Source organism: Halomonas sp. NPDC076908, from assembly GCF_050269715.1.
In the GTDB taxonomy this organism is placed as follows: domain Bacteria; phylum Pseudomonadota; class Gammaproteobacteria; order Pseudomonadales; family Halomonadaceae; genus Vreelandella.
This window is the reverse complement of record NZ_JBNNIW010000010.1, coordinates 89,843-111,027: the sequence shown is the minus strand read 5'-3', so window position 1 is coordinate 111,027 and position 21,185 is coordinate 89,843. Positions and strand designations below refer to the sequence as shown.

Sequence of the window (21,185 nt, the reverse complement as noted above, 5' to 3'; positions counted from 1 at the left end):
ATTTACGCAACTAACGCGGCCCTATTAACACAGCACTATTAACACAGCCCTATTAACACAGCCCTATATGGGAAGCGTAAAATCAGCAGGCACTGGCACTAGCCAAAACGCGGGCTGCCGCGCTAACCAGTCAGTCACTTCTGGGCTTGCTGAAAACAAAGCCCCATGAAATACCAGGGCAGCAGCACCGGATGAATTTAATGCATCAAATACCGCTAGGTAATCTTGCGCTTCAGGCGGCTTTTTAAAGCAACGCATTAATAACCGCCCCCTGGGACCATGCAAATAAATCTGGTACACGGAACCAGATGGATGATCCACCCGCCGAACACCACCTTGCCAACGCTGGTCTGCATCTTTCAGCCTGGTAAAAGCGGGAGCCACCGCGCTGCGAAACCAACGCCCTTCTTGGGAACGCTGCGTTGCTAAGTGGCTGTTTGCTAAGTGGCTATTTGTTAAGCGACTGTTTTCTAGGTGATTTAGCTTCCAAGGCTTATGCTTCAGCCCTTGCGCTTCCCACCAGTGCTCAATTGCCCGCTGAGATAGCACAACACCGTGATGCCTAGTTAGCCATTCAGCCAAACCGGCACTGCTCCAACCTGGTGCTGGGTGCAATAAATTGTCTTGTGGTTCTTGATAAAGTGCCTGCCACAACAGCGCCTGAACATCTGCCCCAAGGACCTTGGCCTGACCCTTTAAACGCCCACGGGGCTTTACGGGTACCGCCGCCCACCCGCCTTCACGAAAGGCCTTCCAGGCAGCCGAAACGGTCGGCGCGGAAAGCCCTGTTTGCTGGCTGACTACCGCAACGGTATGGCCGTCCAAGCGAAGCTGAACCGCTTGTTTACGGCATTCATTTAGCAATTCAGGCGATAAATGTTTAATGGTCAATATTGATTACAAACCCTTGATTTAAAACAATTTACAAACAACATATAACGCTATCGTTGGCAATTATTAGACACCATCATAAAAGCCCGCGTAGAATCCAGCAAGTTTCTAACATGAATTATGTTTGGTAAGGATTAACATGACCCCATGGGCCGTTTTGTTATCAATTGTTGTATTGCTAATCGTGTTAATCAGCGGAAAAGTTAAGCCCGCGATTGCCTTTGTTACCCTTGCAGGGCTGTTTTTGCTTTTTGGGTTTGTTGATACCAGTACATTGCTAATGCAATACACCAACCCAGCATTAGCCACACTACTCTTACTGCTGTTGGTATCGCTTGCGCTGGAGCGCTCGCCCTTGCTGGACTGGCTTTCCCGCCACCTGCTTAAAGGCCACCCCCGCTTAGCCACCGCCCGGCTGATGGGCAGCACCGCAGTGCTTTCTGCATTTTTGAACAACACCGCAGTCGTTGCAGCCTTTTTAGGGGCTATTTCCCGCCAGCAACGTATTGCACCTTCACGGCTATTAATTCCGCTTTCCTACGCCTCCGTTTTAGGGGGCATTACCACGCTGGTAGGCACATCCACCAACTTGGTGGTGAACTCATTCAACCTCAGCGCCAGCGGTAGTGAACTAGGCATGTTTCAATTCAGCTTAGTAGGGGTGCCCGTTGCATTAATTACGCTATGCATACTGCTATGGCGGGCGAATGCCCTACCCCATCATCACCTGGAAGATAACAACGAAAAGCTCTCCTACTTCCTTGCAGCTGATGTAGAAGCCGACTCACCGATGATTGGCAAGAGTATTGAAGAAAACGGCTTAAGGAGCCTAAACGGGCTATATCTACTAGAAATTGAACGCCAAGGCCGCCTAATCAGCCCCGTTGCACCAGATGAACGCCTTCAAGCAGCCGACACGCTGGTGTTTACAGGCGAAGTAAGCAAAGTTCAGGCGCTACAGCGCTTTCCTGGGCTCAATCTATTTGGCCACCAAGCCGGTAACTTACTCGCCACCAATTTGGTAGAAGTGGTTATTTCCCATGAATCAGAACTTGCCAGCAAAACCCTACAAGACGTCGACTTCCGCAGTATGTTTAGTGCAGGGGTTGTCGGCATACGCCGTGGCGGGAAACGTTTGGAGGGTCAACTTGGCAAAATCCCCCTGCGGGTGGGCGACTGTTTGCTTCTGGCCGTGAGTGCCGACTTTCGCCAGCACCGCAATATAGACCGTAACTTCCACCTGCTTAGCGGCAGCTTCACACGGCCTCAGCTCACGCGCAAAGAGAGCATTATTACGTTAGGTGGGTTTGCAACGGTTATCGCGCTGGCGACGGCCAACTTACTGCCGCTGTTTCATGGTTTGCTGCTATTGCTAGGCGGACTATTGCTATTAAAAGTAATTAGCCTGGCAGAATTACGCCGCCGCTTTCCGTTTGAACTTTGGCTGATCATTGGTTCTGCCCTAGGAATAGCCCAAGCGTTAGAAAACTCAGGCGCCGCCGCTGTTCTGGCAGGGGGAATGCAGTGGATGTTTAGCGGTTACGGCGTTTACGCTGCCTTTATTGGCTGCTACCTACTAACACTACTACTAACCGAAACCGTCACCAATAACGCCGCTGCCGCCCTGGCCTTTCCCATTGCCTGGAGCACCGCCCAAGCCTTTGGTGTCGACCCCTTGCCTTTTGTGATGGCCGTTGCCTACGGTGCCAGCGCCTGCTTTTTAATTCCCTTTGGCTATCAGACCCACTTGATGGTGTATTCACCAGGGCGCTATAAGATTACTGATTTCTTCAAGATTGGTTTACCCGTCAGTATCACTTACTCAGCCGCCGTCTTAGTGATTACCCCGATGGTGTTTCCTTTTTAGGGTATTGTGGTTAGAGGTACGCGACACCGACTAACCACCTCAACTAGCCAATTGGGCTACTTTAAAACCATGCCGCTTTGCCCACTGCTGACACAAAGCTTTTAAGGATACATTCATAGTATCCGCCAGCCACACCTGTGCGGTGGGTGCTAAGCGTGGCAACAGTATGGGCAAAAGCTTACCGAGTAACGCTTCTAGATAGTCGTCTGAAACATCTGATGTACCAATAATCAACAAACTGATGCCTTTAAGGCCACTTAAGGCATCGCCTGAGACAGCTCCTGCCGCCGCATCACAATCAACCGAACCGCTTAGCGATAACGATTGCGCCCATAGCCCCAGCCCTGCACTGACCAACTGCGCCTCTAAGTGCTGACTAGCGCTGTCATCATCAGTCATTACCGTCACAAAACCACGCCCCTTGTCCTGGTGCAGCCTGCCCAACGTAGTCGCTAAGGATGCATTACCCATCAGCAGTGTGTGCTGCCACACTCCCGTTCGGTCCATCACGGCGGCGAGTGTTTCAAGCGAATCCCCCCTGCTCAACTGAGCATCGGAAGCGGCAAGTTTACGTAGTGGTGACAACGAAAGATGGAACCGAGTCGTCACTTCCAATGCGTTGCTCGGTGCAAACACAACTCGCAATAGCTGACTAGACTCAAGCTGGTTTGCTTTAGCAGAAAAAGCGCTGAAAACACGCTCCCCCTTCCAGCCTTTTACCACCGACAAGCTATCCGGCTGGGCACCTTGGATCTCCATTAACAGCTGGCTGCCCGTTGCGCTGCTGATGATCGCCCGGTTTCCTTGAATACTGATCTGCTTATCCTGCGGGAAGTGCCACTGCAAAATCACTTCACGAGGCTGTGCATCGTCGCAGTGGAATCGGTCAACCACACTTAGCTCATGCTGTGCCGTATTAAGGGCTACACGCCGCTGATGTTCAACTTGCGGAAGAACATTCAAGGCCATTTCGACAAAAGGAAAAGAAGACGAGTCATCATACGCGGTTACTTCCCAGGCACTCAGGCGATGCTCAAACTCCGCAGCATAATCTGCCTCCGACACCAGCGGGATATTATGCGCTGCCCGACTGCGCATATAGCGGCGAACCGGATCTTTACCGCTGTAGTTATATAAACCTGAGTCAATTAACCAATCTTCACCACCCGCATAAAGACTAATATGCCCTTCATCCTGCTGGTGATGATAGCGGCTAGAGCAGCCCACTTTTATAATGCACTGAAGCGCATTAGCATAACTTCCCCGAGACGGCCACTGATCACGAAAGACTGCATAACCCGAACGCGGAAAGACAGCATTAGTGCCTGCTGACGGCTCACCCTGCTTACCACTGGTCAGCGCATATAATAGATGTTGATATTCCGGCATGTGGCCGAAAGCATCACGATACATATTAGAAGTAGGCAGTTGCTCAGTGTCGCCAATTGGCGGCAAAAGGCCATCGGGCCGGAGTATATGGGTAATAAAACGCAGTGCTTTGTGGGCAAATACATCGAACTGGCTAGAGAGCCCTCCTAGCACTTCATCGGGATAATCCTTGATGATGCCCACAAACACCTTAAAGACAAAAATATGGTAGGCAGGGCTATTTTCGACGTGGACACCTTCATCGGTAAATGAAAACGTCAATTCACTGCTGATTCGCTGTGTAGCAAGCTGCTGCCATTGCTGAGCCTGCTCGCCCTCAAATACAGTGCCAAGCAATAGCAACACTCGGGCTTGCTCTAACCCGTGGTTAGTATGCTCGGAATAAAAACTGTCCTTGGCTAGCCATTCACCATGTACCCTGACAGCCTTTTCAACATAGGTTAGAAATTGAGCGTTCGTTGTTGCCCATTCCGGCGCATAGTCACGGCAGTAATAAACTAGCAACACCAGCTGTTCGGCACGCAGTGCTGTGGCATGGTCGTGCCAGATAAACTCAAACGGGTAGCTGGTATCCGTTTCCAGGTAAGTATCCAACCACGACTGAATCGCCTCGCGGGCCAAGTCCAGCACCGCCTCATCTCCAGAGGCGCGATGGTAAGCCATCAGGTAAGACAGAAACGATAGCCAGTTCAGCCGCCACTGCCAGCTGCGGTTGTTGAGAGGATCCTGCTCCCAGTCACCCCACCCAGAAAACGGGACGGCCTTGAAGGGAGCCAGCTCAAGCTGCTGCTTGGTAACTATCTTCTCACCCAGCGCTTTGTTGCTAGAATTATTCGAAAGCTGCTGAAGTTTTTTCTGGACGCAGCGTTCAAGCGCAGCAACTGAGCCAGCTTTCATTGCGATATCGGTCATGTAACCCTTTTCTTATCAACAGGCATCATAGCCCCATTCCTAATCCTATCCAGAAAGCTCAATGGAAGTGGCATAGCCAAAGTTATCAAAATCCGCTTTGTAGCGTGTGACCACTTTTTTCTCAAGCTCAGGCGTATAAAAATCGGCAAGCTTGCTGCTTGCCTTGGTTACGCTGGGGGAGTAGTCCTCAAGTTCACTAGTTGGGGCCGCTGCATCGGGGTCAAGCAGCGCCATCAGTCTTGGAAGGTCTTCGTCGATACGCTCCACCCTGCCGATAAAGCTCCAGTGAGGGATAAGATTGTAGAAGACTTCATCTGACTGAACCCGCCAGTGCGAATCCTGCTGGATACTTTCCTGATCGCAAACAATTTGAACAAAATCAGCAAAAGAAAGGGTCGCATCAAAGCGATTGCGGGTGAAGCGCTTAATGTTCTTGACACTGGGAGAATCAGGCGACCCTTTGATCCGATGAAGGTAACAAGAAAGAAGTCGGGAAACGGGTTGCGGACGAAGGTAACCTTGCGCATTGCAGGGGAGCCCAACAATTCAAGAAAGTGATCTTCTCTCAGCTGACTCGGCCAGGTGTGCGGTGACAAGTTACGGTTGTTGACATCCGCAACTTTACGCTGAGTCCCGCGAACCTCAAGCTCCTGCAAGTAGAACTTTACAGTACTGCTTGCCGACTTGCTTACTTGAAAGTAAATATAGTCATTTTTCAGTGATATATGCGTGCCAATATCGAGCTCACGATACGACTTAAACAATAAAGCTTCAGAAATGCTGCGCATCAGGCTCTCTACATGAAGTTTTTAAACAACGTAAAGACATAACAATAAAAAAGCTATCGCGTCAATAATTTTCGTATTCATCAATCACTTCCCGCAGCCTTTCTTTTATATAATCTCTCGCCCATTCATGGTCTTTTTTAACACCCAAGTAAATATTGGTTAGCGGGGTATCGCCTTTTTTAACGACCTTCTCCTCTTCTAACTTAGAAGTCTTTACAACAGCCTTTTCAACGTCAGCCTCTTTCACATCAAGCTCAAACAAATCAGTAAGACATCGAAGGTTACCCACAGGATCCCTAACAAACTCTTCATATTTTATCACGCGATCAAAACTTTTAATATCAAGACCTTTATAAAACCTCTCAAGATACGAACAGTTTTTCTCTAAATACTCTTGATCATCAAGACCGGAGGCTATGTCGTTTTTATACTCCTCCTTCCTAAATGTTCTTGACATAACAATATCAACAGGGTCTCGAAGCACCAGCACAGCAACTTTTTTTTTGCTGCACGCTGAAACCTGACCATGGTTAGCAAGATGCGCAGAATTACTCAAAGAAGAGTACAAAGAGTCTTTATATATACCGCCCGAATGCAATAGATAAACAGCATCTAAAAACAGGTTCGCATCATCGCCATCCATAGAGCTAAGCTTTTTTCTTATCTCGGCGGGGAAGTAAATTTCTCCACCATTATAAAAACCAGGAATGAGCCCCAGCATCGCCTCTATCCAATGCGACCCTGAACTTCCTGCATTGACCAAATAAATATGCTTAGGCCTAAAGCCTTGCCTTAAATATGCAAGCCTCAATAAGTTATCAACATACCCCTCCTTACTTTCTGACCTAAGCTCACTGCCTTTTTCTAAGAACTTCTCTATTTTACGCGCGTTTCTCCAATGAGTTTCATGCCAGAAGCTTTCAGGTTTGCTTACATACCTCTTGAATAATTCACTAAAACTCATACCCCACCCCCCAAATAGGAAAAAAACCAAAAAATAAAAGTATCAGCCTCAAAAAACTCAGACTTTTATCTCGACCTCTTTTTTCATAATAAAAACTAGCAAGGTTGTAACACAATGCATCTCCAAAACTTCTTTTATAGACTTATACTCATTTAAATCTTTATTTTTCAAGCGGCGGAGATACTCCAGAAAATCGCTATCGATATGATACCCAGAAGAGTAGAACTCATCAAATAGAGACAAAAAAACTGTTCTTACCTTATCCAGCTCGGCCCAATACCACTTCCTGTTTAGTCTAACTTGCTTTCTTTTCCAAAGGGACACAGACTTGACTTCTCTTGAAACGCTATCACAAAAAAAACCGTCCTTTTTTTCTTGATCAACACTCAAGCCATCAAGCTCACTTAATACTAACTTTTTTACATTTGGCTCTTGACCATAAAGCCTTTTAGAGGACCTTAAAACCGGTTTAATTTTGCTTAGTTTTCGTATAACGCCCGGGCTATAGCCTGCATATGCAAGAGGATTCCAAACCCTGCTTTCTATAGGTACAAAAACAAGGGAAGGGAATATTTTATACATCAATGAAAAAGTAACAACGTCATTCAACCGGTCAACATCAGAAACTGAAAAACTCGCCCTAACCAAAGACGGAGAATTTAGTGGATGAGCCTTTCCACCATGGTGCCTCCCCCAGTGCTCACATACTCCTATATGAAAACGCCCTCTGTGTTCAATATGGAACCTGTCAAGAGCACTTGCAATAGACATTGCGTCATTTACAACCCAATCATGCAAGATATTTTTGACCTTCCCCCTGACTTTATCGAGACGATCACCATCTATACAGAACTGACCCTTAGTAAGCAAATGGACAGCCTGGTCCAAAGCAACATTTCCTGATCCACTCAAAAGCTTCGACTTATTAGCCTTGTAAGCAGAAAAACCACCACCAAGCTTAAATATTCGCACCTCTTTATCTTTACTTTCTACATGGCGAGCTACATTATTTTTCATACCTGAAGAAGCATAGCAAAAGGTTTTTATAAACCTCCCTGGGTTATCCGAAAATGATCCTCTTCGCGATTTTGACAAAGGGTCTTGTATATTGCATTTCTGCAATGAATACTTCTCAATAATATAGTTTCCAACATTCGAATCAGGGTTAGGATAGCTGCCAGTAGTGTTAAAAAAGAAATTACTTCTAGTTCCGGTTGCCAATATAGCTGCCAGAATCATTCGACTATCAATGCCTCCTGATATGTCGCTAATTTTATAGTCATAATCCTCAGATTTAGCAACTGATAGTACATTGCTACATATTTCAGATTTGGCTTTTTCAAGCAAACCCTCAAACTCATCCCGACTTGACTTATAATAATAACTCACCCCTCTCTTATTCTTTACAACACTCCCTTTCTCTGAAACAGTCAACTCCGAATCAAATGGTAGATAGCGCATACCTTCGTAGGGCCCGACATCAAGGGGCGCACCAGTCACAATCTCATTTATAACATGCTCATCGCTCCTTCTAAGGTAGACTCCATAAAGCTCTTTCAGGACTGTTTCCGCCCATATTGGCGTATTAGTAATAACAACGAAATCATCGCATGAAACATAAAGAACTGGATAAAGCCCCATAGGGTCATTTGTTACCTTAACCACACCTGAATGGCATTGATTATAACTAAGCAAGCAATAGGAGCCGCGCGCCTCCCTACTAAAAACAAAGTAATCTTCTACTTCATGCTGCCGTGAGTGGGCTCCCTTGTATACAGCCTCACCATCAAAGAATGTAAATGCATCACCTCTTTGAATTACAGGAATGTTCTCGTTTTGGTCATGAACAGAAAAAAAATGACACTCCTTGCCCCCAACTTTTCCAAGTTTTTCTCTGTAAAAACTGGGGGTCCTTACAAGTGACCCATGCATTAAATCGGATCTATCTATACTAGACTGAAAAAAACTATGGTTTCTATGGAAACTATCAACATCCGATATTACACAAACAAACTCAGTCGCCATTCAACACCTCAACCGAAAAATAGTTTAAAGGTCTATCTCTCACATTTCTCTGACTAACAATTTGGATCGCGTTAGTTTCAAATATCTTATGCTTTTCTTTGCTGACCCAAGGAATTTTAATTACACTTGCCTTACCAAACTCAAAAGACAGGCTGCATATAACTCCATCAGATTTTAACATTACCGAATCATCAGTTATCTCTACAGAAACATCTGGCGAAAGTACAAAGCGATGACAAATAACCAGACTTTCGTCAACATCTCGGCAAGAGTTTTCTGCTTTTGAATTTAAACCATCGATGATCCTAAACCCATGATCATTAAACACCACATCTCTAGTTGCTGTAAGGCCACTAAACCTACCATGCTGCATGTTGATTTTTTGAATACCGCATTCACTGTCACTACTTTCAGGCGAACAGAAGGTCTCAAGAATAGAATTTCCATCTGGTACCTTTTTATCCGACCAGGCGTAATTTTTCAGCGAGAAATTTGAGTGCGCATTTTCAGACTTAAGAAAGTCAGTAACTTGTTTACTGCATGCTGTAGAGTAACCGGCATCATCGAATATTGGGACACCATCAACATCAAAGCAAAATGAAAACTCATCATTTTGCTTGTGACTAAAAGAATTCCATCCACAAGTAACTATAATGTGCATTAGTTTATTATATTTTCCCTGCCATTTTCGTATAACCAGCCCCTCTTTTACGACGCAACCTTTTTCCATCGAATACGGTGCCAGTATTTGACTAGGGCTATCAATACCCTTACTATTTTCTGGGTAAACGCTGCGCAAAATTTTTCTGTTAGGTTGCCTGAATGAATCTCCTACTGGGAAATATTCTCCACTCGCTCTAAGAGAGTATCCCAATATCCTTTTGGTTTCATTTTTTAGGAAATCTTCTTGAATAAATGAGCTTGAATCAAACCCTAAGCTAACAAGCTTTTCAAAATAACTTATAGTTAAGGGGAGGTTATATTCTTGGTATGAGATGGAGTGCTCCTTAGTGTAACCAGAAAGGCTCCACATTTCACCCAATGTCCGAGAGCTTCTCTTCAACACCAAATCAATATCAACAAATTTAGTCAAATTTGGCTCAACTTCGCAAGCCTCAAGAATTGCAAGATCAACCATCATCCCATGATTATGGCCAGTTCTATACATTTCTTTTCTTTGCAGGTTTTTCAGCTCCTCCTGGAGCAACCTGTTGCATATTCCGACTCCTGAAGTAAGCCCTTTCTCTAAAAAAAGCCTCTTTAAAGTCAAAAAAATATCAACTCTTATTGCTGCCGTGTGATCACCTTGCATGGTTGAATAAAAAGGATTTCTTTTTTTTTTCACACAATGTTGTCGATAGAAATCCACAAGGACTTTTTTCTTTTCAACCAAACCATGTATTCCTGATAACCATCTGAGGCTATTTAAGTGATGCCTCCAATTTTTATTCTTGTATGGATCTGCCAGCCAGTTCAATGGGAGCTGCATTTCGTATGTTGGGAAGGCGTAATGCCTAATAGCAACCTTCATTAAAAAAACCTCATAAAAAAATAAAAGATTGATTTGATATTAAATCTATCCGCGGAAAAGCCTTTCACACTCCCCTGCCCCCCCGGGCCCGCTTTTATCCCCTCAGCCGCCGCCTTAGCATCCGAATACACCCACTCTTTGGGGTAAATCTCATCCGCACCTTCCCATGGCAGCACAATCGGCGTGCAGCCACTAGCAGCGCCTTCGGCTACTGCTAGGTGGAAGCTTTCGTGGTCACTTACCGAAAGAATGAAATCAACCCCTGCATACCATTGGGGCATATCATTGCCATGCGGGTCGAAGATCACGGCATCTTTAAGTAACGGGTCATCTTGTATTCGACGATACTGTTCTTCATACCAAGCCATTTCTTCAGGCCGGTGCATGACCATCCAGGCGAAGTCTTCTGGCCGCTTTCCTTTTACTCGCAGAATATAACCGGTGTCTTCCTTGCGTAGCTCTTTCAGAATATCCAGCGCGCGGTCTAAGCGCTTGCTTTGCGGCACCATACCGACCAAGCCCAGCACTTTGCCATTAGTGGGCTGTCGCGGCACCGCTTGCAGGGCGTCGATATCAACGCCGTTATAGATGACCACCCCATTTTTCTTCAATGCTGGATTACGTTGCTGGGCGTTACGCAGCATATGTGGGCCGACAAATATCACCTTATCAAAGGCATCGAAGGGCACTTGATCAAACAACACATTGCGCAATTCCTGAGCGTGCAAACGCCCTACCAACCGTTGCCCTTCAATTTTGTGCTTGGCATACCAAATAGCGTTACCCAGGGTCCATTCACAGAACACGGTATCGGCTTGGCGTACTAAGCGCTTACTAGCGGTTTCGTTGTGATGATTATGACCGGTCCAAAAATCCAGCAATAGCCGCATCCCTGCTTTCGTAAAGTAGGGATAAAACGGCTTAATGAACTTGAGATCGTGCCCCGCAATCACAACCGTTTTCTTGGGCGATACATTAGGCGCCTGAGCATGAACGTGGGGTGGTTTGCGAAGCGTTAAGGTGGGCTTACGCGCCCCCCACTTCTGAAGCTCGGCAAGTGCCATTTGCGCATCTGGGCGAAGCAGCTGCAATGACGTATCGATAGAAGAGTTTTCCACCGCCACTCCTGGCCAGTCGCCTTCTTCAAGCACCGCATACCGACTGAAAGCAATACGCTTATGGGGGGCGTAAAACGTTGGCCAGATCAAGTCTTCGAGGTCTTCCGCTTCCAACCCTTCCAACGCACGCGGATTAGCCAGCAACCAAAGCGTTTCCGCCGCCACACGTTCACCATCCGGCGTTGCACAGCGAATACCTTCCGCTTCTAGCTGGGCACGGGTGCCCGCCTGCCATTCGCGACTAACAATACACGCCGGGCGAACCGTTTGCGCGAGTACACGCTGTGCGCCAGCAGGAGTCATTTCAGATGTATAAATAGAGTACGCTGGTAGTTCGGGTGCCTGAACAACCATACCGGCAGTGCGCAGCATTTGGGTCAGGCGCAGCTCTGTGGTGTGGGCACGCATCACCGCACGGGCACCTTTCAGCGCCACGCGCCAGCGGTATGCAGGATAATGCATCAAATTTTCAAGCGCCTGGGCGGCATCGCTTTCAGTGCGAATCACATGACCCGCCCCTTCCAGATAACGATTCATGCCAAGGGCTGGGCCGGAAAGCATCGGTGAGCCGCAGGCTGCCGTTTCCACAACACGGCGCGAAAACATCGTTGGCGAGTCCAGCACCGAGTTGACATTAATTTGCACTGGATGAGCTTTGTACGCCTGGATCATCTCTTCGTACGTTAGGCTACCTGCCACATAGCTACCCAAGCCGCCGGGGTATTTATAGGGCGATGTAGGGTCATCATGCTGACGATCATAAAGCGTTAGGCCTAGGGGGGCTGCCGCGCTCATGATTTTGTCCATGTACTCGGTGCGCTCAGGGTAGCGCTTACCATAATACGTACCGCCATAAGCGGCCGTTGGCTGCCATTCACGGGTAGACGGCAACAAGTTATGAATTTTCGGTGACGCATAGAACGGCGCACTGCTGGCCGTTTGCGTCAACGCACCGGGCGTGGCGAGATAGGGAATAATCCGGCGACTGTCGGTCGTAAACACATGGTCACACTTAGCGGCGGTCGCGCGGAAGCGGTCAAAGTGAACCGGGTCTTCCTTGTTCCAGAATAACGACGGAATCCCCTTACGGCGGCAATGTGCTAACAAGGCATCAAGCGCTGCAAACTCATGCACGCTGTAATGTCCTACTTGGCGGAACCACTGCCAGTCATTGCCCTTCCAAGCGGATTCCACAAACAGCGCATCAATGGGCTGTTCTTTAAGCTGCTCACGCCAGTTGTCCGGTGAAAGCGGCACTACTTTAACCGCGCTTGCCAGCGTGTCGGTCGTGAACGTATCGCCAATCAGCCCCAGCGTTAGCTGCGCCAGTGTTTTAGCGTTTGTTTGCCCTTCAACTTGTTGCTTGCGTTGATGCGCTACCACGGATTCACGCAATTGCTGCAAGCTACGAGCATAAATACTTGTAACGTGGTTCCAGGTACGCTCACGGTCAATCCAAGCACGGGCTGCCTCGCCCAAACGCTCACGCTCGGCGGGGTTGTTGATGAGCGCTTCAATCGCATCGCTTAACGCCACCGCGTTGTCTTTTTCAAATAACCGCGCACGTTCGCCACCTAGGCCCGCCATTACCTGATGGGGCGACACATCGGAAAGCACCACGGCCTTCCCCATTGCCATTGCTTCAAGCGGTTTGAGTGCCGACACCATTTCAGTCACCGCTGAGGAAAGCCGCGGTATCGGCATAATATCCATGCACGATAAATAGCGTGGCACTTGTTCAAACGCTACCCGCCCGGTAAAGCGGCAGTTCTTTTCAATTCCTAACGTCTTAGCGGTGGCTTTAACGGTATCAATAACCTTGCCATCCCCCACCAGCACAAAGACAAACTCCTGCCCCCGAGCCTTCAGTTTGGCTAATGCTTCCAGCAGCAGTTCCAGCCCCTCATAGGCTACCGCGCTACCCGCATACCCGATAACCGGTACGCCCGCAGGTAGTTTTAGTTGGCGCGCCACATCAATATCGGCGGGCCTTGGGGTAAAGCGTTCAGCGTTCACGGCATTAGGTACTACCGTAATCCGCTCACGCGACACGCCCCAACTGGCGAGTTCATCGGCCAGTTCTTCGGTTAGGGTAATAACCAAGTCTGCCTCAAGAGCAGCCTGTTGCTCCAGTTCACGCATAAGCTGGTAACGTTCAGAGCCTGCCCATTCAGGCTGGGTAGAGGCTTGCGTGATTTCCCACAGACCGCGCACTTCATAAACAAACGGTAAACCCAAGCGTCGTGCCGCTATTAACGCTGGTAAGGCGGTAATATGATTCGACGCCGCCACGATCACTTCCGCACCACTGGTTTGCGCTTCACGCAGGTAGTGGTCAGCTGCCTCTGCCAGGTAAAGGTCTAACGGAGTTTTGGCAAGGTTCCAGCCAGCACACGCCGCATAGGCCACGCCATCGACAGTGGCTTCATGGTAACCACGGGGCAATCCCTTCATGCCGCCATCCCACGGAAAGCCAGGTCGCGTCGTCGCACGCACGTTCCAGCCAGACTCTTGCAAGCCCACCGCTATGCCATGTGAGCGGGTAGAATAGCCGTTAGTGGCATGGGGAACCGACTGGTGTAAGCAGTACAACACTTGCTGGCGGCGGCTCATCAGCCCAGCATTGGGTTGGCGAGGCGGCAGCCCAATGCCCCCTTTTAGGCGTGCTAAGCCCGCTACAAAGGCCTCTAAATCGCGCTTAGGTTTATCAAATTTAACCCCGCGAGCTTGCAGGCTTTGCAACGCCAGCAGCGTATCGGTCAGGCGACCCTCTTCATAGAACCACTGGCTGGCCGTTGAGAAAGTAATGTTGCCTAAACCTTCAGGCTCATCCTGGGGTTGCGGCAACGCTAATAGCGGTGTTGGCTCGTTTGCAACCATTTCCAGGGTCTCTACCATTCCCTGGGTCAAGCGGTTAAACGTCAGCACGTTGGTGTCTAGCCCTTGAAAAACAGCGTTACTTTGCAAGCCTTCTTGCTCAGTGTTCTTCTCGATACTTAATCGCTCAACACGCACATCTTCCAGCACTTGCGCCATAGCAGCGACTAACGCCCCCACGTCATCCGCTTTGGCGAAGCTAACGCCCTTGATTACCGGGCAAGCATCTTCTAAAGCAGGAAGCTTCGACATGACCAACCGCTTGCCATAGGCCAGCGCTTCCAGCGCTTTTGTGGGTGGCGTCAGTTCACATAGCGGCACCGCCTTACGTGGAATAACCACGCAGTCCATAAGCGCGTAATACTTCGCCAACTGCTCATCAGATGCTCGGCCTACCTGAATAAGCCAAGGTTTATCCGCATCACGCTGATGACGATTAACAGCGCTGGTTAGCGGCTGCTCATCCCCCACCAATAACAACTTAATGTTAATGCCTTTGCTTATCAGTGATTCGCAGGCGTGAAACAGGATATCCAGCCCTTCGTAAGCATGAAAGCTACCAAGAAAACCAATAACATTATCACCCTCCCAGATATCCAACTGATGCTTCAGCCCTGTATCAATCGGTTGAATGGCAGGCAACTCGCGGAGGCCATTCGGTACGACACTCAGACGCTCCGGCTGAACCCCACGCTTGATCAGTTCCGCTTTCATGGATGCATTAAGGGTAAATACCTGGCTCGCGTTACGAGCAATAAAACTATCTCGCGCCGCCTCTTCTCGAAAACCCAGCGTATGGGCATACCCCGGCTCGCGGGCATCCTTGGCAAGCTCCCCGAAACTGCGTACTTCAAAGCAAAATGGTAACCCCATCCGCTTCGCCGCCACCCAGGCAGGTAACGCCGTTTCCCAGTTAGACCCAGCCACCACCACCGCAGGGCGGTACACCCGAAACCGTTCAATAAAACATTCCACACTGGCATTCAAATTAGCCAACTGCCCCCGCGGCACCACGCCATAGGGCCAACGCGAATGAATGTACGTTACCCCCTCCACCTCTACATCAGGCGAAAGTTCGCGGTTGGGATAAAATGCCCATGGACACCCAGGGCGTACAAAACACAACACCTCTAACCCCTGATGGTTCAGTGCTTCTGCAATACCTTGTGTACGCACCGTGTCACTATTGGTCGCATCGTACTGGCCATGATTAACGACATAAGCCACCCGCCCAGCAACCGGCTGAGCAATAAAAGGAAGGCGATGCTGAGCTAACTGTTCCGCGTGTTTAATCAGTACGTCCATGTAATACCTGGTCGAAAGTGAAATTTATAAATAAAAGTAAAGAATTCAATGCAGTGATGCTTGCACACCATGATACAGGTAAAGCGAAAAACCGAAGAAGAGAAAGTTTGAAGATGTTTCGTTACAGATAAGATACGGTCATTCCCGCCCCTCCCATGCCTGTCATTCCCGAATGGGGTTATCGGGAATCTAGTTTGACCTTACCCGCTGAGGCCCGGCCACCTGATCAACTTGGATTCCCGCTAAGGGCACGCGGGAATGACAGAATAGCAGGACACTCGGGAATCCATACCCAAAGAAGGTAAAACTCCTCACAAGCCATCAACGTCTCTCTTCAGGCAAGGAGAAGTCTAGGCCTAAGGTATGCTCTGGGTGGACATCGTCATTGCTGACAGCAACCATCGTCGGCGGCTTCGGTGCCAAAGCAGCGTAGGAAGCGTCACGCCGTGTCAATCGACCCAACCCCTTCTCAAGAGGGTAATACTCCAGCTCAAAGCCATGGTCCGTTGCCCAGCGCTCGCAGATATCCTTCTCCTCCTGACAGAGGGGGCGGATAGTGTCATCCATCCACAAGGACCATTGCCAGAGCCCGTTTCGGCAGATTTCCCTCCATGACTTCCAAGGTTTGGATAGCAATGATTGCTTCATGCTCACCATAGTAGGCATGAAAATGCGGTGGATTGTGGTCGTCATAATACATGCGAATCAGGATGCCAAAGAATGCCGATATCGTAGGCATGCTTCCTCACTCCCCAAGCCATAACAAGCATTCTATCTACGCCAGCGTCCATCACGCCACCCGCCGCGCGAACACCTCCCGCGCCGCGCGCATGCCTCTCAGGTGTCGTGCCTGGCGGGAAGCGCAGCAGGCGGTCAGGCTGGTGGGCGAGCCTACGGCACTACCGAAGCGTTTGAGCAGTGTGGTGGAAGCCGCAATGAAGGCCTCGGGGTCGATGCTCAGGCGTTCAAGAAGCCGCGGTACGCGCGCCTCGATCAGCCCCCGCTTGTCGGCTCGCCGCGAGCGCCCGGTGGTCTCGACCACCTCGAGATAGTCCTCGAGGCTGAAGGGAATGGCGGTGGACAGCCGTGCGGTGGCATCGAAGGGCATCAGCGGCTGCCGAGGCAGCATGTCACTCCAGGCCGGCGCCCTGCCCGAAGCAGCGGACACCGCTGGCGGCGCCACCGGCATCACGGAATCGCGTTGGGGCATCAGCTCGCCAAGGCGCTCGGCCACCGAAGTATGCTCGGAACGCTCCGGCGTATCGGCCATGCCGGCGCGGATGGGGTTCAGATCGACATAGGCCATGGCGCTGAGGATCGCCGCCTCGTCGAGCAGCGCCTGGCTCTTGAAACGCCCCTCCCAGAAACACCCCTTCACGCCATCCTCGGCGTTGGCCTGGCGGGCGATGGCCTCGTTGAGCAGGCGCATGAACCAGGAGACATCGGCCAGCCGCTCGCGGTAGGTGGCTGCCAGCGCCGTCACCGCCTGCCGCTCCGCCGGCAACAGGTCGGCCCCCGCCCGATAGCGCTGCACCAGCAGCGGGCCGGTGAACAGCGACGTCCAGCGGCGCAGCACCTCGTCATCGCCCCACTCCCCTGCCCGCGCCGCATCCACTCGCACCACCAAGTGATAGTGGTTGCTCATCACCGCATACGCCGCCACATCGATGGCGAACACCCCGGCCAGCTGATGCAGCCTGTCCACGATCCAGCCACGGCGGTGCTCATAGCACTGTCCGCTCACGGAATCCGTGCCACACAGGAAGGCACGGCGCACGCAGCGATTGACGAGGTGATACCAGGGCGTGGCTTCCAGCGAGATAAGGGTGGCACGAGGCTGAGTCATGACGGTGTCCGTCAGGCGGGATTTATCTCAACATAGCCCGCCGAAGCAGGCTGTCAAAAAAGTGGGTGTCCTGTATTTTGGTTCTTGTTCGGAGGCCTGAGTCAGGCTTTGAACGCGCTGCAGATCGTCTACGCATTGCCACAACAACAAAAATTGCCGCAGCGAAATCTGCCCGGTGGTTTCGAACTTCTTGATGGTGGGTGCTGGCACCGTGCTGCGTTCGGCCAATGCAGCCCGAGACCACTTCAAAGCCTTCCGGCGCTGTTGTACGTAGCCCGCCAATGCAGACTGAACATCCCGCCCCGATACCAAACTAATCATTAGATACCCCCATATCCAATCCTTGAGTTATTTTAGCAAAATAGACACAGGGGTACCCAATTAATGCAAGGTGAGCGCAACAACACGCTCTTAGCCATAACTTACTGCGGCGCTTTAGCCACCCGGAAGTTCACACGCTTAACCTGCACCGGCTCTGCACCTTCTTCGCCTTCACGGGTAACCGTGCGGCAGTTGAAGGTACCCAGGCCGGGGATGTTGATTACGCCATCTTCGGTGCTTTCCACCTGGGCGCGGATCTGCTCGAACACTTCTTTGATCACAATCGCATTGGCCTTGGTTTGCAGGGTTTCGTGCTGCTCGTTCAGGCCTTTGGTGATGCCTGCGGCCAGGTCTACCGGGCGCACGGTGGTGCGGCTGCGCTCGGGGGCTTCAGTGGTGGCAGTGGCGGTGGCTTCAGGGGCGTTGTAACTGGTCATGGGGGTTGCCTGTGTGGTGGTTGTGCTTGCTTGAGTCTGAGTGGTCTGGGTTTTGGGGGTCGACTTCTTTCTGGATTTTCTTCGTGCCATGCCTTAAAAGGTCCTTGTTGGTGAATTCGTGGAAAGGGAGGTTATCAGATTATCCTGGGGGTGCGGTATTCTGGTGACTGACACTACTCAGCCTTCCAGCTCAATACCCTCCCACCCCAGCTGCTCAACCAAAGCCCTCAACCCCGGGCTTTGGTACTTCACCGCATCATCCTGCCACCGCTGCTTCACGCTCACATGCAGCAGCGGTTCAGGCTGGCGGGTGTGTTTGCGGCGCATGGCTTTGTAGAAGCCTTTGTATTCATTGTGCTTGGGGCCGGCGTAGTCCGGGTTCATACGCCGCAGCAGGTGAGGTTCCAGGGCCAGGCCACAGGCTTCCGCTTCTTTGGCCATCCACTGCCCCGGAATATCGCCCAGGGTGTGATTGGGGTAACCGCCGCCAATGCAGGGCAAACGCATGAAAGATTTCATCCAGCCAATATCGTCGCTAAATAGCTTTCATCCAGTGCTGCCTTTTTCTGCTTTCGGCGTATGCCACCTTTAAAACTTGTCTCGCCCTTGAGGTAATTCAAAGCAATGTGACGAACCCTGGCAAGGTTCTCAGCCGCATAGCCTCGATGGACTTTGCAAGCATCTTCTCGTAAAGCGACATCCAGTGACCAGTGCAACTTATTTTCCACGAACCAATGTTGACGAGCCGCTTCAGCCAATTTTTTAGCACTCAATTCTGCTGAACTGATGTAGTAGCGCAACGTTGGCTCTTCTGGTGCACGACCGACTTCAGTACGAAATGACATCACCACACCCACTGTTTTCAACCCCGGCCACTCATAACTAAGATCTTGAAATTCTTGAGTGAACTCACTGGCAAAGTGATAACGCGTTTCCTGACGCCCCCTATTTTTCTCATCGGTCACATAAGCATCACCTTCAAAGCCAATCAGCTCACTCATTGGAAACGCCTGCTCGAAGGCTTGCATCAATTTAGGCTGATTATCTTTGACAGCAAGCAGGTAATCAGCTCCTTTGTGGAGCACTTTTGCCGCTACTTTTTTCTGGCACCCCATCGCGTCAATTGTCACCAGACAGCCTTGTAAATTTAGAAGCTTGAGTAGCTCGGGTATCGCGGTGATCTCATTGGATTTCTGTGCCGTTTTCACTTGCCCTAATACGACGCCATTAGCCGCGCTGAAAGCACTCACCATGTGGATCGCGCCTTTCTGCTTTCCTCGGCAATAAGAGCCCCGCAGTGTTTTACCGTCAATAGCCACCACTGCACCCTGAGTTACGTCGTGGCAGGCTTTCATCCATTCGGCAAAGGCTGTCTGAAGCTGTTCTGCGTTGATCAGTGCCATGACACGCGCCAACGTATCGTGACTGGGAATGCCGCCGCCAAAATCACCATATTGTCTGAGAAAATCAAGTTTTGAGTGGCCAAAATCCTCGATTTCGTCCCAGCCCTCTGAGCCACAAATCACTGCACATACCACTAAAAACAGGATATCCGAAAGCTGATGTTGCACTTTCCAGGATTGCCTGAAGTCGGGAATAACAGACAAATGCTGAAACAGAGACGGCGCTGACATAGATGTTATCCAAAAGGAAAACACTTAGATGACCACATCAGACTAACCTCGTAAAGCGCTGAAAGCCGCATCATGGCGCGGGTTTTCATGCATTTTCCCTGGCCGCCAATGTCGGTGTGCACGCCGGCAAACCACACCTGCTTCAGATCGATGCCGGCTTTTGCAGACCACAGGGTAGGCTCGAAATCCAGCCGGTTTTCATCAATGGCCACCGCGTGGCGGGCGTGGTTGATGATGCTGCTGGGCTCGGTGTCGTGGAACAGGTACTTGTCGGAACCCAAAGTACCCAGAAACGGCGCCGGAATGCCCAGGGCACCCACGGTGTCGAACACACCAATGAAGTGAATGCGGCTGATATCCGCCAGCGCATAATTCTTGCGAAAGACACCAGCTTTCTCGCGCCCGGGCGCACTGGCCGGGCCACGGTTGCGGTAAAGGGCGTAGGCGTGGCCCACCTTTTCCGCATGTTCCCGCCGCAGAATGCCGCAATTGCGCACCAGCCCCGCCAGCGAGCGTACGGTATAGGCCCCGCGGCTGAAACCGAACAGGTAAATGGCATCGCCCGGCTCGTAGTTGTGCACCAGAAAGCGGTAGCAGTCCTGAATGTTCTTATCCAGCCCCTGGCCGGTAATGCCGCCAGAGAACTTATCGCCCTCCGAGCCTACGCCCCAATCGTAGAACACCACCTGCTTGTTGCCGGCGCTGTCCTGCGGAGCAATACCCTCCGCCAGGCGCAGTACGTGGGTAGTGGTATCGGATTCCGGAGATTGCCAGGTTCCGTCTGAACAAATGATGATGTTTTTCATGTGGCTCCTTTCCCTGGAGTTGGTTTTGTGCAGTGATTGGCGCATCACTCACGGACACTGAGCTTGCCGTCACTGACCTTTGGGCTTCAGGAATGTTTCATGCACCAATGCCCACATCCCGAACACCGAGGCGAACAGCAGGTTTGCCCAAAGCCCAATATGAATTTCGCCCATAAGCTCGAACACAGTGAGCAGTATTTCACCCACCAGAAAAGCCGCTGCCAACAGTGACACATACGCAAGCATAAGCCCCACGCCTTGAGACAAATGCCCCAACCGGCTGGCCCAGATGCCGCCCAGAGCAATAACATAAAGCCCGACCAATGGATAAACCGCCATCATATCGAGCGTGGGGCTGCTGGCTTATTGCCGCCACTCCAAAACCCGCTGCAACAACTGCCGTGTTCCGGCGTCGTTTTCCTGCGGAGCGGGGTTGTATTCAGGGTTTGGGCGTGTTGGGTGAGAATCCTGATC

17 protein-coding genes are annotated in these 21,185 nt (G+C 50.5%); 1 reads left to right on the top strand and 16 read right to left on the bottom strand.

From position 1 onward, the window contains the following. Positions 1–63: 63 nt before the first annotated feature. A complete protein-coding gene (locus tag ACQKE4_RS08110) occupies positions 64–891 on the bottom strand; it encodes a helix-turn-helix domain-containing protein (RefSeq protein ID WP_427387750.1) in 828 nt (275 codons plus the stop codon). Between the two features lie 139 nt (positions 892–1,030). On the opposite strand from ACQKE4_RS08110, the gene ACQKE4_RS08105 reads away from it, so the two are divergent. After that, positions 1,031–2,758, top strand: a complete 1,728-nt coding sequence (locus ACQKE4_RS08105; RefSeq protein WP_427387748.1) for an SLC13 family permease — start codon at positions 1,031–1,033, stop codon at positions 2,756–2,758. 39 nt (positions 2,759–2,797) lie between these two features. Here the strand turns inward: ACQKE4_RS08105 and ACQKE4_RS08100 are convergent, their stop codons facing one another. The 15 genes from ACQKE4_RS08100 to ACQKE4_RS08030 form a co-directional block, all read right to left on the bottom strand. Further along, entirely contained in the window at positions 2,798–5,059 is a 2,262-nt protein-coding gene (locus ACQKE4_RS08100) for a heparinase II/III family protein (protein WP_427387747.1), read from the bottom strand. A gap of 45 nt (positions 5,060–5,104) precedes the next feature. Continuing rightward, positions 5,105–5,524 (bottom strand): sulfotransferase family 2 domain-containing protein, encoded by a 420-nt coding sequence (locus tag ACQKE4_RS08095; protein ID WP_427387780.1) that lies wholly within the window; start codon positions 5,522–5,524, stop codon positions 5,105–5,107. A 384-nt stretch (positions 5,525–5,908) separates the two neighbouring features. Further along, positions 5,909–6,811, bottom strand: coding sequence for a hypothetical protein (locus ACQKE4_RS08090; RefSeq protein WP_427387745.1), 903 nt, complete (start codon positions 6,809–6,811; stop codon positions 5,909–5,911). A 57-nt stretch (positions 6,812–6,868) separates the two neighbouring features. Next, positions 6,869–8,836 (bottom strand): hypothetical protein, encoded by a 1,968-nt coding sequence (locus tag ACQKE4_RS08085; protein WP_427387743.1) that lies wholly within the window; start codon positions 8,834–8,836, stop codon positions 6,869–6,871. Then, the gene (locus tag ACQKE4_RS08080; protein WP_427387742.1) at positions 8,826–10,367 is read right to left on the bottom strand and encodes a heparinase II/III domain-containing protein; all 1,542 of its coding nucleotides are present in this window, start codon (positions 10,365–10,367) and stop codon (positions 8,826–8,828) included. Before ACQKE4_RS08080 ends, ACQKE4_RS08085 begins: the two co-directional genes overlap by 11 nt. Continuing rightward, a complete protein-coding gene (locus ACQKE4_RS08075) occupies positions 10,367–15,667 on the bottom strand; it encodes a glycosyltransferase (RefSeq protein WP_427387741.1) in 5,301 nt (1,766 codons plus the stop codon). The genes ACQKE4_RS08080 and ACQKE4_RS08075 overlap by 1 nt, the downstream gene beginning before the upstream one ends. Before the next feature lie 321 nt (positions 15,668–15,988). Beyond that, positions 15,989–16,234 carry a hypothetical protein gene (locus ACQKE4_RS08070; RefSeq protein ID WP_427387740.1) on the bottom strand — a complete coding sequence of 82 codons (246 nt, stop codon included), beginning with the start codon at positions 16,232–16,234 and terminating at the stop codon, positions 15,989–15,991. Continuing rightward, positions 16,227–16,406: a DUF4160 domain-containing protein gene (locus tag ACQKE4_RS08065; RefSeq protein ID WP_427387739.1), complete on the bottom strand. Its 180-nt coding sequence runs from the start codon at positions 16,404–16,406 to the stop codon at positions 16,227–16,229. Before ACQKE4_RS08065 ends, ACQKE4_RS08070 begins: the two co-directional genes overlap by 8 nt. Before the next feature lie 51 nt (positions 16,407–16,457). Continuing rightward, a complete protein-coding gene (locus ACQKE4_RS08060; protein WP_427387738.1) occupies positions 16,458–17,513 on the bottom strand; it encodes a transposase in 1,056 nt (351 codons plus the stop codon). Between the two features lie 27 nt (positions 17,514–17,540). Continuing rightward, a complete protein-coding gene (locus tag ACQKE4_RS08055) occupies positions 17,541–17,834 on the bottom strand; it encodes a transcriptional regulator (RefSeq protein WP_427387737.1) in 294 nt (97 codons plus the stop codon). Positions 17,835–17,935: 101 nt separating this feature from the next. Beyond that, complete coding sequence (locus tag ACQKE4_RS08050; protein WP_273134989.1) at positions 17,936–18,271, bottom strand: hypothetical protein; 336 nt, start codon at positions 18,269–18,271, stop codon at positions 17,936–17,938. A 177-nt stretch (positions 18,272–18,448) separates the two neighbouring features. Further along, the gene (locus ACQKE4_RS08045; RefSeq protein ID WP_427387736.1) at positions 18,449–18,778 is read right to left on the bottom strand and encodes a hypothetical protein; all 330 of its coding nucleotides are present in this window, start codon (positions 18,776–18,778) and stop codon (positions 18,449–18,451) included. 8 nt (positions 18,779–18,786) lie between these two features. After that, positions 18,787–19,905, bottom strand: coding sequence for an ISAs1 family transposase (locus ACQKE4_RS08040; protein WP_427387779.1), 1,119 nt, complete (start codon positions 19,903–19,905; stop codon positions 18,787–18,789). A gap of 5 nt (positions 19,906–19,910) precedes the next feature. Then, positions 19,911–20,711: a DUF2235 domain-containing protein gene (locus ACQKE4_RS08035; RefSeq protein WP_427387735.1), complete on the bottom strand. Its 801-nt coding sequence runs from the start codon at positions 20,709–20,711 to the stop codon at positions 19,911–19,913. Between the two features lie 69 nt (positions 20,712–20,780). After that, positions 20,781–21,053 carry a hypothetical protein gene (locus tag ACQKE4_RS08030; RefSeq protein ID WP_427387734.1) on the bottom strand — a complete coding sequence of 91 codons (273 nt, stop codon included), beginning with the start codon at positions 21,051–21,053 and terminating at the stop codon, positions 20,781–20,783. Between the last annotated feature and the right edge of the window lie 132 nt (positions 21,054–21,185).

Coding starts and splice junctions, on each gene's coding strand:
- ACQKE4_RS08075 (WP_427387741.1), bottom strand. CDS start 15,667: ATGGACGTACTGATTAAACACGCGGAACAGTTAGCTCAGCATCGCCTT.
- ACQKE4_RS08045 (WP_427387736.1), bottom strand. CDS start 18,778: ATGCGTTTGCCCTGCATTGGCGGCGGTTACCCCAATCACACCCTGGGC.
- ACQKE4_RS08040 (WP_427387779.1), bottom strand. CDS start 19,905: ATGTCAGCGCCGTCTCTGTTTCAGCATTTGTCTGTTATTCCCGACTTC.
- ACQKE4_RS08035 (WP_427387735.1), bottom strand. CDS start 20,711: ATGAAAAACATCATCATTTGTTCAGACGGAACCTGGCAATCTCCGGAA.
- ACQKE4_RS08060 (WP_427387738.1), bottom strand. CDS start 17,513: ATGACTCAGCCTCGTGCCACCCTTATCTCGCTGGAAGCCACGCCCTGG.
- ACQKE4_RS08090 (WP_427387745.1), bottom strand. CDS start 6,811: ATGAGTTTTAGTGAATTATTCAAGAGGTATGTAAGCAAACCTGAAAGC.
- ACQKE4_RS08085 (WP_427387743.1), bottom strand. CDS start 8,836: ATGGCGACTGAGTTTGTTTGTGTAATATCGGATGTTGATAGTTTCCAT.
- ACQKE4_RS08100 (WP_427387747.1), bottom strand. CDS start 5,059: ATGACCGATATCGCAATGAAAGCTGGCTCAGTTGCTGCGCTTGAACGC.
- ACQKE4_RS08070 (WP_427387740.1), bottom strand. CDS start 16,234: ATGGATGACACTATCCGCCCCCTCTGTCAGGAGGAGAAGGATATCTGC.
- ACQKE4_RS08030 (WP_427387734.1), bottom strand. CDS start 21,053: ATGATGGCGGTTTATCCATTGGTCGGGCTTTATGTTATTGCTCTGGGC.
- ACQKE4_RS08105 (WP_427387748.1), top strand. CDS start 1,031: ATGACCCCATGGGCCGTTTTGTTATCAATTGTTGTATTGCTAATCGTG.
- ACQKE4_RS08080 (WP_427387742.1), bottom strand. CDS start 10,367: ATGAAGGTTGCTATTAGGCATTACGCCTTCCCAACATACGAAATGCAG.
- ACQKE4_RS08055 (WP_427387737.1), bottom strand. CDS start 17,834: ATGATTAGTTTGGTATCGGGGCGGGATGTTCAGTCTGCATTGGCGGGC.
- ACQKE4_RS08050 (WP_273134989.1), bottom strand. CDS start 18,271: ATGACCAGTTACAACGCCCCTGAAGCCACCGCCACTGCCACCACTGAA.
- ACQKE4_RS08065 (WP_427387739.1), bottom strand. CDS start 16,406: ATGCCTACGATATCGGCATTCTTTGGCATCCTGATTCGCATGTATTAT.